This window comes from Pseudonocardia sp. CA-142604, assembly GCF_050948475.1.
GTDB classification, from domain to species: Bacteria; Actinomycetota; Actinomycetes; order Mycobacteriales; family Pseudonocardiaceae; genus Pseudonocardia; species Pseudonocardia alaniniphila.
This window is the reverse complement of record NZ_CP192045.1, coordinates 2,981,501-2,993,846: the sequence shown is the minus strand read 5'-3', so window position 1 is coordinate 2,993,846 and position 12,346 is coordinate 2,981,501. Positions and strand designations below refer to the sequence as shown.

10 protein-coding genes are annotated in these 12,346 nt (G+C 71.8%); 3 read left to right on the top strand and 7 right to left on the bottom strand.

What is annotated here, in order from left to right; translation table 11 throughout:
* Nucleotides 1–17 precede the first annotated feature (17 nt).
* The 6 genes from ACQPZQ_RS13760 to ACQPZQ_RS13735 all read right to left on the bottom strand — a co-directional run bounded on the left by ACQPZQ_RS13760 (nucleotide 18) and on the right by ACQPZQ_RS13735 (nucleotide 6,626).
* Complete coding sequence (locus ACQPZQ_RS13760; protein ID WP_433295635.1) at nucleotides 18–1,367, bottom strand: MFS transporter; 1,350 nt, start codon at nucleotides 1,365–1,367, stop codon at nucleotides 18–20.
* 92 nt (nucleotides 1,368–1,459) lie between these two features.
* On the bottom strand, nucleotides 1,460–2,314 hold the full coding sequence (locus ACQPZQ_RS13755) for an amidohydrolase family protein (RefSeq protein ID WP_433295634.1): 855 nt from the start codon (nucleotides 2,312–2,314) through the stop codon (nucleotides 1,460–1,462).
* Entirely contained in the window at nucleotides 2,311–3,348 is a 1,038-nt protein-coding gene (locus ACQPZQ_RS13750; protein ID WP_433295632.1) for an Ldh family oxidoreductase, read from the bottom strand. The genes ACQPZQ_RS13755 and ACQPZQ_RS13750 overlap by 4 nt, the downstream gene beginning before the upstream one ends.
* Nucleotides 3,348–4,133, bottom strand: a complete 786-nt coding sequence (locus tag ACQPZQ_RS13745; RefSeq protein WP_433295630.1) for an MBL fold metallo-hydrolase — start codon at nucleotides 4,131–4,133, stop codon at nucleotides 3,348–3,350. The genes ACQPZQ_RS13750 and ACQPZQ_RS13745 overlap by 1 nt, the downstream gene beginning before the upstream one ends.
* The gene (locus tag ACQPZQ_RS13740) at nucleotides 4,130–5,494 is read right to left on the bottom strand and encodes an MFS transporter (protein WP_433295628.1); all 1,365 of its coding nucleotides are present in this window, start codon (nucleotides 5,492–5,494) and stop codon (nucleotides 4,130–4,132) included. The genes ACQPZQ_RS13745 and ACQPZQ_RS13740 overlap by 4 nt, the downstream gene beginning before the upstream one ends.
* A gap of 58 nt (nucleotides 5,495–5,552) precedes the next feature.
* Nucleotides 5,553–6,626, bottom strand: coding sequence for an isocitrate/isopropylmalate dehydrogenase family protein (locus ACQPZQ_RS13735; protein ID WP_433295626.1), 1,074 nt, complete (start codon nucleotides 6,624–6,626; stop codon nucleotides 5,553–5,555).
* Between the two features lie 153 nt (nucleotides 6,627–6,779).
* Between ACQPZQ_RS13735 and ACQPZQ_RS13730 the strand changes: the two genes are divergently transcribed.
* Nucleotides 6,780–8,057 (top strand): citrate/2-methylcitrate synthase, encoded by a 1,278-nt coding sequence (locus tag ACQPZQ_RS13730; RefSeq protein ID WP_433295624.1) that lies wholly within the window; start codon nucleotides 6,780–6,782, stop codon nucleotides 8,055–8,057.
* 36 nt (nucleotides 8,058–8,093) lie between these two features.
* The gene (locus ACQPZQ_RS13725) at nucleotides 8,094–9,308 is read left to right on the top strand and encodes an NADP-dependent isocitrate dehydrogenase (RefSeq protein WP_433295622.1); all 1,215 of its coding nucleotides are present in this window, start codon (nucleotides 8,094–8,096) and stop codon (nucleotides 9,306–9,308) included.
* 260 nt (nucleotides 9,309–9,568) lie between these two features.
* On the opposite strand, the gene ACQPZQ_RS13720 is transcribed toward ACQPZQ_RS13725, so the two are convergent.
* Entirely contained in the window at nucleotides 9,569–11,356 is a 1,788-nt protein-coding gene (locus ACQPZQ_RS13720; RefSeq protein ID WP_433295620.1) for a DEAD/DEAH box helicase, read from the bottom strand.
* A 289-nt stretch (nucleotides 11,357–11,645) separates the two neighbouring features.
* Here ACQPZQ_RS13720 and ACQPZQ_RS13715 point away from each other — a divergent pair, with 289 nt between their 5' ends.
* On the top strand, nucleotides 11,646–12,317 hold the full coding sequence (locus tag ACQPZQ_RS13715; RefSeq protein WP_433295618.1) for a haloacid dehalogenase-like hydrolase: 672 nt from the start codon (nucleotides 11,646–11,648) through the stop codon (nucleotides 12,315–12,317).
* Nucleotides 12,318–12,346 lie beyond the last annotated feature (29 nt).

The window sequence follows — 12,346 nt, the reverse complement described above, 5'->3', positions numbered from 1 at the left end:
TGGCGGCCCTCCCGCCGTCATCCTCGCCCCACCGGCCTGCCGGTCGCACCGGCGGGCCCCTCGTTCCTCTCCCGCCCGATCAGCAGGACGATCACCCCGGCCAGCACCATGAACGCGGCCACGACGAACATGCCCGCGCGGAAGCTCCCCGTGAGGTCCTGCAGCCAGCCGGTGAGGTACGGGCCGACGAAGCCGCTCAGGTTGCCGAACGAGTTGATCAGCGCGATCCCTGCCGCCGCCCCGACGCCGGTGAGGAACGCGCTCGGGAGCTGCCAGATCACGGGAATCGCCGAGTACACACCCACCGCGCACAGCGTCATCGCCGCTATCACGAGGTAGGGCGAGTCGAGGTAGAGCGCCACCGCGACGCCCGCCGCCCCGAGGAACGCGGGCACAGCGACGTGCAACCGCCGCTCGCCGGTGTGGTCGGAGTGCCGGGCGTTCAGCACCATGACCACCGACGCGACGACGTACGGCACGGCGGTGATCAGCCCGATCTCGACGAGCGAGAAGCGGACGCCGAACTGTTCCTGCAGGTCCGACACCACCTGCGGGAGGAAGAAGGCGAGCACGTAGAGCCCGAACACGACCCCGAAGTAGATGACCGAGAGCGCGACGACCCGCCCGTCCCGCAGGCCTGCGAGCAGCCCGGTCTCCTGCGGCACCTGGGCGGCGTCCTCGTCGGCGATCCGCCGCTCCAGTGCCTGCTGCTCCACTCCGGAGAGCCAGCGGGCCCTGCTCGGGCGGTCCGGCAGCAGCACGAGCACCAGCACGCCCACGAGCAGCGCCGGGATGCCCTCCACGAAGAACATGAACCGCCATCCGGCGTCGAACCCGAGCACCCCGTCGCCGTTCTGGATGAGCAGTGTGGAGATCGGCGCGCCGAGCACCGACGACAGCGGGACGGCCAGGAAGAACAGCGCCACGACCTTCGCCCGCTGCGCCCGCGGGAACCAGTACGTCAGGTACAGGATGATGCCCGGGAAGAAGCCTGCCTCCGCGATGCCGAGCAGGAACCGCACGATGTAGAAGCTGATCTCGCCCTGCACGAACGCCGTGGCGGACGCGACCACGCCCCACGTGATCATGATCCGCGCGATCCAGATGCGGGCACCGACGCGGTGCAGGATGACGTTGCTGGGCACCTCGAAGAAGAAGTAGCCGATGAAGAACAGCCCGGCGCCGAGGCCGTACGCGGCCGCGGAGAGCCCGAGGTCGGGGTTCATCGTCAGCGCGGCGAACCCGACGTTCACGCGGTCCACGTAGTTCAGCAGGTAGCACAGACCGAGGAACGGCAGCAGCCGCCACATGGCCTTGCGCACCGCCCCCTCGACCACCCGGTCTGTCGCGGCGTCCACCTCGGCCATGTCTCCCCCTCGGGCTCGCGAAGGTCAACTCCTACATCGGCCACCGGGAAACGACAACCGATGGGCGCGAGCGGGCGGTCCGAGCAGCGGCGTCAGCCCGGGATCGAGCTCCCGTAGAGGCGCCTCGGGTTGTCGGCGAGCACGTCCTGCCAGGCCTGCTCGCCGGCACACCAGCGCCACAGCCGGTCGAGGGCCGCCCGGTCGTCCACCGCACGGAAGGGTTCGACGGCGAGCGGATCCCGCCGCTCCCGCCCGTCGGTGTGCGGCCAGTCCGACGCCCACACCGTACGGTCGGGGGCGGCGGCCAGCAGGGCACGCGCAACCGCGGCCGCGTCGGGACCGTCCGGGCTGTCGGTGGCACGTTCGGGGGCGGACAACTTGATCCAGACGTGCTGCTCCGCCAGGAGCTCACACATCCCGTCGAGCGCCCGGCCGGGCCCCGGGACCAACCCGAGATGGTCGATGACGACCGGAACCGGCATCCCGGCGACGGTCGTGGCCGCGTCGAGCAGCGTCTCCGCGTCGGCGAACACCTGCACGTGCCATCCGAGCGGTGCGACGCGCTCACCGGCGGCGGGCAGCAGGTCACTGATCGGCCGGCCGTTTCCCCGGCTGTGCAGGTTGACCCGGATCCCGCGGACGCCGGCCCGGTGCAGGTCGCCCAGCTCGGCGTCCGTCGTCGCGGGGTCGATCACGGCCACTCCGCAGGCGCGGGGCCCGAGCTGGGAGAGGGCGTCGACCAGGCACGAGTTGTCCGACCCGTAGGGGCTGGGCTGGACCAGCACGACGTGCTCGATGCCGAGCGAGTCCAGGTGGATGCGCAGCTGTGCCACGCCTGCGGGACCGGGCGTGTACGCGCGGTCGGCGGACAGCGGGAAACGGTCGAAGGGCCCGAAGACGTGGGTGTGACAGTCGAACGCGCCCGGCGGCGGCGCGGGCGCCGTCACGCCGATCCCGCCGCCATCTCGCGCAGCGCGGCCACGTCCTCGCGCAGCACCTCGACTCCCTCGCGCTGCTGCCGGCGGTAGGCCGCGAGCTCGGCCTCACCGGGCAGCCGTACCGGCGTGGCCGGGTCGGACGGCGGTGTGTCGTGGAGGATTCCGGCGAAGTCCGACATCCGTCGGGCCAGGTCGGCGGAACCCATCAAGCGCGCGGTGTCGATGAGGATGAACACGTGCCCGAGGTCCTGGGCGCGCCCCGGGTCGGCGCTCCAGGAGCTGACGTGGTCCAGGTAGGCGGCACCGGACAGGAGCCCGGCGAACAGGTCGACCATCAGCGACAGCCCGTAGCCCTTGTACCCGCCGATCGGGAGCAGGAAGCCGTCGAGCGCCGCCGCGGCGTCGGTGGTCGGGGCGCCATCGCGGTCGGTCGCCCACGTGGCCGGGATGCTCTCCCCGGCCTTGGCGGCCTGCCGGATCTTGGCCCGGGCCACCACGCTCATGGCCATGTCCAGCAGGACGGGGTCGCCGCCCGGCGCGGGGACGCCGATGCCGAGCGGGTTGTTGCCGACCCGCGCCTCGCGGCCGCCCGACGGGGCGATGGTCGTGGTGGCGTTGCTGGCGATGATCGCCGCGAAGCCCTGCTCGGTGGCCTGGAACAGGTACGGCATCACCGGCCCGAAGTGGTTGCTGTGCCGGGCGAAGGCCGCACCGATGCCCGCGTTACGGGCCCCTTCGACGGCCGCCGCCAGAGCACGTGCACCGACGAGCGGACCGATCCCGTTGCCCCCGTCGACCCTGGCGAGCGCCGGCGCGACGCGTTCGACGGTGACCGTTGCCGCGGGAGACAGCCCGCCGAGGCGTGCGCGGTCGACGTACTGCGGAATCCGCTGGACGCCGTGGGTGCGGATCCCGAACAAGTCGGCCAGTACCAGCACCTGCGCGATCTCAGCGGCATCACCGACCGGTACACCGGACGCCCTGAGGGCGGCCGCCGCCAGCTCCCCGAGCTCGTCGACGGGCAGGATCGTCGTCTCGTTCATCAGGTCTCCTCGGTGCGGCTCAGGTCGACGTCGTGGGTGCTCTCGAGGTCGTCGCCGAACCACGCCTGGATCCCCGCCTGCCGCACGCCGGCGTATTGCGGGCCCTCGCTCCCCTCCGGCCAGGTCATGGGCACGTCGTGCCCCGGGACGACGACGGTGCCCGGGAGCTCGCGCCACAGGCCGCGGATGATCGCGAGCGTGTTCCTGCTGGCGTCGCGGTCGAGCGTCATGTCGACGTCACCGGACAACAGCTCAGCGCGGTTCTTCGCGGCGTCGCCGGTGAACAGGACGGGACCGGCGGAGCCGCTCACCCGGAACACCAGGCTGCCCGGCGTGTGCCCGGGGGCGGCCACGGCGGTGATCCCCGGCAGGACCTCTGCACGTCCGTCCGGTCCTGGCTGGATCCGGTGGGTGCGCGGGTTTTCGGCCAGGTCCTTCGCGTACAGCTCGGGGAGCGGGATGAACGCGGCCCCGGTGGCCTGCGCCCAGGCCAGCTCCTCGGCGCCGATGTGCACCGCGGCTCCGGGAAACAGCAGGTAGTTGGCCGCGTGGTCGTAGTGGGCGTGGGTGAGCAGCACGTCGGTCACGTCCGCCGGATCGACCCCCTGCTCACGCAGGCGCCCCGCGAGCATCGGGCGCATCCCGAAGCTCCCCGAGTCGACCAGCACCAGCCGGTCCGTCCCGCGGAGGAGCGTGACGCTGCTCCAGCCGAGCCCGCCGTGCCGCGTGCTGCGCCCGGGGAAACCCTGGACGATCTCGATGACCTCGAAGGTGTCGTTCTTCATGCCGTGTCCGCCATCCGCTGTGCCGCCGGACCACCGCGGCCCGACGCGTCGAGTGTGTCGCGCGATGAGGAGTACCGGCGGTCGAACACCCGGCGCCCCACGATGGACCCGACGACGGTGACCAGCGCGAGCACCGCGAGGTACACGCCGAAGCCGTACGGGCTGCCGGTGGTGTCGTTGAGCCAGACGCCGATGAACGGGCCGGTGCCGCCGAACAGGGACTGGGCGACGTTGTAGGCCAGCGCACCGGCCGTCACCCGGACCGCCGAGGGGAAGATCGCGCTCAGCGCGAGCAGCGCCGGCACCGCGAGCAGCCCCTTGCAGGCGCCGATGAGGAACCCACCGATGAGCCCTCCCGCGAGACCGTGGGCCGCCAGTGCCAGCACGGGCACCGCGGCGACGGCGACCACGACACCGGCGATCGTGAGAGTGCGCCGGAGCCCGATCCGGTCACAGACGACGCCCATCACGAGGGTCGCGATGATCACCGCGATGTTGCTGAGGATCGTCGCGTTGTAGGCGTCGCCGGTGGAGAGCCCGTTGACGTCGATCAGGAAGGTGGTGAGGTACGAGGTGATCGTCGTGCTGATCAGCGCGTAGCTGGCCGTGCAGACCAGGAGCACCGTCATCGCGGGCCACTGCTGGCGCAGGGTCGAGCGCACCGGCGACGCCTCGGACGCGGTCTCGCGGCGCACGCGGGCCAGCTCCTCGAACTCCGGCGTCTCCTCCACCCGGGACCGGAGGTAGAAGCCGAAGGCCGCGAGCGGGACGGCGACGAAGAACAGGATCCGCCAGCCGTAGGCGTTGTAGGCCTCCTTGCTCATCACGGCGGAGGCGACACGTGCGAGCACGGTGCCGGTCATGATGCCGACGAACGTGGTGGCCACGAGCTGGGCGACGTTGCGGGCCCGGTGTCCAACAGGGCTGTGCTCGTAGACGAAGCTGATGGCGCTCGCGTACTCGCCGCCCGCGCCCATGGACTGGGCCATCCGGCAGATCACCAGCAGCACCGGGGCCACCAAGCCGATCTGGGCATAGGTGGGGAGCACACCCATCGCCGCGGTGCCGCCGCACGTCACCAGGATCGTCAGCGACAGGGCCCGTTTCCGCCCGAACTTGTCGCCGATGCGGCCGAACACGATCCCGCCGAACGGCCGCGCCAGGTAACCGAGCGCGAAGACGGCGTACGTGCTGAGCAGCCCCACCACGGCATCGCCCGGTGGGAAGAACTGCGTCGCGATGATCGTCGCGACCACTCCGTAGACGCCCCAGTCGTACCATTCCGCGAAGTTTCCGGCCGACGCGGCGAGAATGATGCGACGTCTGCGGCGCCCGGTGAACTCGAGCTCTGGGGAACTCATCGTCGAGTCGTCTCCTTCGGAGGGGGAGCGGACGGGGCGGCGGGGAGAGCCACGCCCGTCAGGACGAATCGGGCAGGTGTTCGACCACGGCGGCGGCGATCGCGCCCGGGCCGCCGCGAGCCGATCCGTCGGCACCGATACGGGCCTCACCCGCGGCGAGTGCTGCGGTCACGGCCGCGCGCACGTCCGCAGCCGGACGCTGGTGGCCGAGGTGGTCGAGCATCATCGCGGCGGCGAGGATCTGCCCGACCGGGTTCGCCAGACCCCGTCCGGCGATCGACGGGGCGCTCCCGTGAATGGGCTCGAAGTAGGCGGCGCCGTCACCGATGTTGCCCGACGGGCAGAGCGAGATTCCGCCGATGGTCGCCCCGCCCAGGTCGCTGAGCACGTCACCGAGGAGGTTCTCCATGACCAGCACGTCGAACTCCCCCGGGCGCAGGACGAGCGCCTGAGCTGCGGCGTCCGCGTAGAGGTACTCGGCGGCGATCTCCGGGTACGCCGCGGCGACCTCGCCGAAGATCTCGCGGAACAGCGCATGGCTGCGCAGCACGTTGCTCTTGTCGACGCAGGTGACCCGCCGGACGCCGTCGGCCGGGGCGCCCGTGCGGGCACGGGCGATCTCGAAGGCGCGCCGGCACACGCGCAGGGTTCCCTCGCGCGTGGTCATCGTGGTGTCGGCCACCGCCCACCTGTTGCCGACACCCTTGCCCCTCGACGCGTAGAGGCCCTCGGTGTTCTCGCGCACCAGCACGTAGTCGATGTGCCCGGCGCGGGCGAGGACCGGTTCGATCCCGGGGAGCGCGAGCACCGGCCGGACGTTGGCGTACGCATCGAGCCCGCCGCGGAGGATGCCGCCCAGCAGCCCCGCCTCGGTGCCGTCGGGGAGCCGCACGTCGGGGAGGCCGACCGGTCCCTTGAGCGTCGCCTCCACGCCGGTGCGCATGAGCTCGAGATCCTGTGGCGAGCAGGCGACACCGGTCCGGCGGTAGGCGTCCGCCCCCGCGTCCACCTCGGTGAAGGCGAACTCCAGCCCAGCCCGATCCCCCACCGCGGTGAGCACGGTGAGAGCAGCCTCGACGAGCTCGGGGCCGATGCCGTCGCCGCGGATCACGGCGACCTCGTGCCGTGGCATTGAACCTCCACAATCAACACAATCAACATTGAGTAATGCTGATGCATCGACCGTAGGCACCTGCTTGTGCGAGTGTCAACGCGAGACGAATCGGCGTTGGGTGCATACTCTCGTATTGATTAATCAACCTACGACCGACGAGGGAGGCCACTGTTGTCAACCTCCGCTGGTCCGCGCAGCGACGTCATCTCGATCGCCCAGGCGGCCGGCTTGCTAGGGGTCAAGCCGGCCACCGTGTACGCCTACATCAGCCGCGGCCAGCTCAGCAGCAGTCGCCTCCCCGACGACCGGCGCAGCTGGCTCTCGCGCACCGAGGTCGAGGAGTTCGCGCGGCGGCGCGGCGCCCGGCCACTGGCGGCTCCGCTCCCGCTCGACCTTCGACTACCCGAGGCCGCGAGCACCGCGCCTGCGGAGACGTCCGTCGGCTGGATCGCCGACGACCGGCTGCTCTTCCGCGGAATCGACGCCACCGAGCTCGCGGTGTCCGTCCCGTACGCGGAGGTGGCCGAGCTGCTGTGGACCGGCGTCATCGCTCCCGGTCGCCTCCACCGCCTCGATGCCCGGCTGCGCCGCTCGATCCAGCGCACACAGGCGGCGATGCCCGGCTCGAGCCTCCCGCTGGACCGTCTGAAGGCGACCGCGATCCTGCTCGGGGCCACCGACCCGTTCCGCTACGACCTGTCCCGCCCCGCGGTCCTCTCCGCGGCTCGCACACTCGCCCCCGCCTTCGTCGAGTCGCTGCCCCTCCTCGCTGCGACAGATGCGACCGACGGACGCGACACCGACGGCCGGGACACCGACGGCGGAGACGACCTCGCCACCCGGCTGTGGTCCCGGCTCACCCCCGCCCGGCCCCGCGAGACGCAGCTGGCCCTGCTGTCGGCGGCGCTCGTGCTGCTCGCCGAGCACGGCCTCGGCCCGTCCACGCGCGCTGCCCGCGAAGCCGCCGCCAGCGCAGCGGACCCCTACTCGGTGGTGCTCGCCGGGATGAGCGTGGCCAGTGGCCTCCTCCTGGGCGGCGGATCGTCGTTGGCGGTCCAGGCCTGGTTGGAGGAGATCGACACGGTGGCCGCGGTGTCCCGGGTGCTCGCAGACCGGTTGCTACGCGGCGACAAGGTGTCGGGCTTCGGCCAGCCCCGCTACCGCGTTCCCGACCCGCGGGCGGCGCTGCTGCTCGAACTGCTGGCGGCGAGCCATGGCGACCCGGAACGCCAGCGCATCGTCACGGCCGTCGTGGCGGCGGTGCGTGAGCGGCGGGGCCTCGCGCCCAACGCCGAGTTCGCACTCGGAGCGATGTGCTTCGTGCACGGCATGCCACGGGGCGCGGGCGAAGCGGTCCTCGTCATCGCGCGCTGCGCCGGCTGGATCGCCCACGCCGTGGAGGAGTACGAGGCCACGCCGGGGCCGCACGCTCCGCTCTCCCGCACCTGATCAGGACCGGCACGACACGAACAGAAAGGCTGCCGAATGGCGAAGATCACGGTCGACGGCACGGTCGTCGAGATCGATGGCGACGAGATGGCCCGGGTGATGTGGCACTGGATCAAGGACATGCTGATCCTCCCCCACCTCGCCCTCCGGATCGACTACCACGACCTGGCGATCAAGGAGCGGGACGCATCCGACGACCAGGTCACCGTGGCGGCAGCCGAGGCGATCAAGAAGCACGGTGTCGGCATCAAGTGCGCCACGATCACGCCGAACCAGGCGCGTGTGGAGGAGTTCGGCCTCAAGCAGTCGTGGCGCTCCCCCAACGGCACGATCCGCAACATTCTCGGCGGGGTGATCTTCCGCGAGCCCATCGTCGTCCCCGTTGTTCCGCGGCTCGTGCCTGGCTGGACGAAGCCGATCATCATCGGGCGGCACGCCTTCGGCGACCAGTATCGCGCCACGGACTTCCGCTTCCCCGGTCCGGGCAAGCTGACCGTCACCTTCACCCCGGAGGACGGCTCCGCGCCGATCGAGCACGAGGTCTACCAGGCCCCTGGCGCCGGTGTGGCGCTCGCGATGTACAACCTCGACTCCTCGATCCGCGACTTCGCGCGCGCCTCCCTGAACGTCGGGCTGGGCCGCGGCTACCCGGTGTACCTGTCCACGAAGAACACCGTCCTCGAACGCTACGACGGCCGCTTCAAGGACCTGTTCGACGAGGTCTTCGACACCGAGTTCAAGGACCGCTTCGCCGCCGCGGGCATCACCTACGAGCATCGCCTGATCGACGACATGGTCGCCTCGTCCCTGAAATGGGAGGGCGGCTACGTCTGGGCGTGCAAGAACTACGACGGCGATGTCCAGTCCGACATCGTGGCGCAGGGCTTCGGCTCCCCCGGCCTGATGACGTCGATCCTGGTCTCACCCGACGGGCGCACCGTCGAGACCGAGGCCGCCCACGGCACCGTCACCCGCCACTTCCGCCGCTACCAGCAGGGCGAACAGGTCTCGACGAACCCGATCGCGTCGATCTACGCCTGGACCCGAGGCCTCGCCCACCGCGGCGAACTGGACGGCAACACCGCGCTGATCGGCTTCGCCGAGACGCTCGAGCGCGTGGTCATCGACACCGTGCAGGGCGGGCACATGACGCAGGACCTCGCACGCCTGATCGGCGAGGACACGCCGCACCAGAGCACGGAGGAGTTCCTGGCCACGGTGGCGGACGACCTCCGGAGCGCACTCGCCTGAACGGCCCGCCGCCGCACGAGTCGAACGAGCGGTCCACCGATCCGGACCCAACGGATGAACGCGCCGTTCGGGCGATCCGAGAGCGAGCCGGCGCTGGGCACAGGACTCGAGCCCTGCCGGGCGATCGGACCGCTCGTCCCGACCTACGGGACCTATCGGACCGACGCACCGTTCGTGCGAAACCCCGGCCTCAGGGCGCGCACAGCCCATACCGGCCGGCGGCCCGGATCTCTGGGCCGTCGGCCGGTCGGTGAGCTGGATCAGTCGCGGCGGGTGCGGCTCCCGCCGGCGGCGGCCCCGGCGAACCCGCGGTCGCGACGGACATTGGCCCTGCGGCCCTTCAGCGTGGTGCTGCCGCGCAGGCTGCGGAGCACATCGTCCGCGGCGTGCTCGGGGATCTCCACCAGCGCGTGCCGCTCGTGGATCTGGATCGCGCCGATGTCGCGGCCCGACAGGTTGGACTCGTTGGCGAGCGCGCCCACGATGTCCTGCGGCCGGACGCCGCTGGCGCGGCCCGCGTTGACGAACAGGCGGGTGGTGCCGGCCTTCGGCGGGCGTGTGCCCGCCGCGCCACCGCGACCGCGGGACTCCCGCGGTCCTCCGGAGCGCGGCATGCTCACGACCGGGATGTCCTCGCCGTCCTCCGGCGAGCCGGCGGCCTCCTGCATGAGACGGACCGCGGCGGCGGCGACGTCGACGGCGTCGAACTCGGCGGTGAGGCCGGTCAGCATCGCCCGCACGCCATCCGGGTCGACGGGTGTGGCGGCGGGGTCGGCGGCGTCGGGGTCGAGGTCGGCGATCAGCCGCTCGCGCAGAGCCGCGGCGGTGCGGTCCAACCGGGCGGCCCGCAGGTCGGCGGCCGTGGGCACCGCGGCGAACGCGATGGGCTGGCCGGTGAGCCGCTCGACGGCACGCAGCGCGTGGACCTTCGACGGCGGCACCAGAGTGATCGCGACGCCCTCGCGTCCGGCCCGGCCGACCCGGCCGATCCGGTGGACGTAGGCCTCCGACGACTGCGGCACGTCGTGGTTCACCACGTGCGTGAGCAGGTCGATGTCCAGGCCACGAGCGGCCACGTCGGTGGCGACCAGCAGTTCGGTGCGCCCGCTGCGCAGCCGCTCGACCACGCGGGTGCGGTGCTCCTGGTCCATGCCGCCGTGCAGGGCCTCGGCGCGCAGGCCGCGGGCGGTGAGCATCTCGGTGACGGCGTCGACGTCCAGGCGGGTGCGGCAGAAGACGATCGCGGCGGCGGGCCGCTCGGCCTCCAGGATGCGCCCGAGCGCGGCGGTGGTGTGGGTGCGCGGGACGAGGTACGCGGTCTGGCGCACCTTGGGCGCCTCGCCCTCGGCCACGGCCTCGCGACGGATGCGGACGGTGACCGGTTCGCGCAGGTACTTCTGCGCGAGGATCTCGATGCGCCGCGGCATGGTGGCCGAGAACAGCACCGCCTGACGGGTGTCCGGCGTGGCGTCGAGCAGTGTCTCGATGTCCTCGACGAAGCCCATGTCGAGCATCTCGTCGGCCTCGTCGAGCACGACGATCTCGAGGTCGTCCAGGCGCAGCGCGCCGCGGTTCATCAGGTCGATCGCGCGACCGGGGGTGGCCACGACGACGTCGACGCCGCTCTGCAACGCCTTCCACTGCGGGCCGACGGGCGCACCGCCGTACACGGTGAGGACGCGCGCGCCGAGCCGGGCGCCGTAGCGGCTGACGGCCTCGGACACCTGCAGCGCCAGCTCGCGCGTGGGAGCGAGGATCAGCCCGAACGGCGCCTCGCCGCGGGCCCGCTCGGGGCGCTGTTCGGCAAGCCGCTCGAGCATCGGGAGCGCGAACGCGGCGGTCTTGCCGGTGCCGGTGGCGGCCTGGCCCAGCAGGTCGCGGCCCTCGACGAGGGGCGCGATGGATTCGGCCTGGATGGGGCTGGGGTGGGTGTAGCCGAGCTCCTCCACCGCGGCCAGCAGCTCGGCACGCAGGGGGAGGTCGGAGAATCGGGGGAGGTGGAGGTCGGGCTGGTTGTCTTGCAAGGTCCCGTCGAGGGGCAGGGTCACAGATCGTCTTCCGTCGCAGTGAAACGGGAGCGCGAACGGCACTCCCGCGGGCGAGCCCGCGGGGCCTGCGGCACGATAACTACCTGGCCGGTGCGGTCTCTGGTGGACTTCAACGCGCCACCGACTGAACATAGTCCCAGGTGCCGGATCAACCCGCACACCCGCCCCGCTCTGAGCCCAGCGGAACGCCGGCAGCGCCTGGAGGCCGCGCCCTCGGCGATACGAACACTTATCGGGCGCGTACCGGGCGGTGGGAGTGTGGTGGTTGGATCGAAAGGTGCGGTTACTGATGTGGGACGTGGACCGCACCCTGCTCGTCGGCGGCGGGGTGGGGGTCGAGGCCTATGCGGCCGCCTTCACCGCCGTCACGGGGCTGCCGTGGGCCGGCGCCCTGATCGCCGCCGGCCGCACGGACCTCGAGATCACCCCGGAGCTGTTCGCGCTGCACGGCATCCCCGACGCGACCCCGCACCTCAACGGGTTCTTCACGCGCTACGCGTCCGAGTTCGATGCGCGCAGCCATCTCATGCGTGTGCAGGGGCGGCTGCTGCCCGGCGTTGCCGACGTCCTCGCCGCGCTGCACGCCCGTCCGGGTGTCGTGCAGACGCTCGTCACCGGCAACATCACCGCCATCGGGATCGCGAAGGTGGGGGTGTTCGGGTTGGAGCAGTACCTCGACACCACCATCGGGGCATACGGCGACGACCACGCGGTGCGCTCCGAGCTCGTGCGGCGCTGCAGGGAGCGGGCCGAGGCCGCGCATGGGCCGTTCGCCGACGAGGACGTACTGGTGATCGGTGACACCGTGCACGACGTCGCCGCTGCCCTCGCCGCCGGCGTGATGGCCGTGGGGGTGGCCACCGGGGCGACCCCGGCGGCGGCCCTCACCGCCGCAGGCGCCCACCACGTGCTCGACGACCTCGGGGACGTCGAGGGAGTCGTCGCCCTCCTGGCCGGCTGACCGGCTTTCCGTACCTGGCAACTCGCAAC

Excerpts from the sequence above, each read along its gene's own strand:
- ACQPZQ_RS13760 (WP_433295635.1), bottom strand. The coding sequence starts at position 1,367 with ATGGCCGAGGTGGACGCCGCGACAGACCGGGTGGTCGAGGGGGCGGTG.
- ACQPZQ_RS13750 (WP_433295632.1), bottom strand. The coding sequence starts at position 3,348 with ATGAACGAGACGACGATCCTGCCCGTCGACGAGCTCGGGGAGCTGGCG.
- ACQPZQ_RS13745 (WP_433295630.1), bottom strand. The coding sequence starts at position 4,133 with ATGAAGAACGACACCTTCGAGGTCATCGAGATCGTCCAGGGTTTCCCC.
- ACQPZQ_RS13740 (WP_433295628.1), bottom strand. The coding sequence starts at position 5,494 with ATGAGTTCCCCAGAGCTCGAGTTCACCGGGCGCCGCAGACGTCGCATC.
- ACQPZQ_RS13735 (WP_433295626.1), bottom strand. The coding sequence starts at position 6,626 with ATGCCACGGCACGAGGTCGCCGTGATCCGCGGCGACGGCATCGGCCCC.
- ACQPZQ_RS13725 (WP_433295622.1), top strand. The coding sequence starts at position 8,094 with ATGGCGAAGATCACGGTCGACGGCACGGTCGTCGAGATCGATGGCGAC.
- ACQPZQ_RS13715 (WP_433295618.1), top strand. The coding sequence starts at position 11,646 with ATGTGGGACGTGGACCGCACCCTGCTCGTCGGCGGCGGGGTGGGGGTC.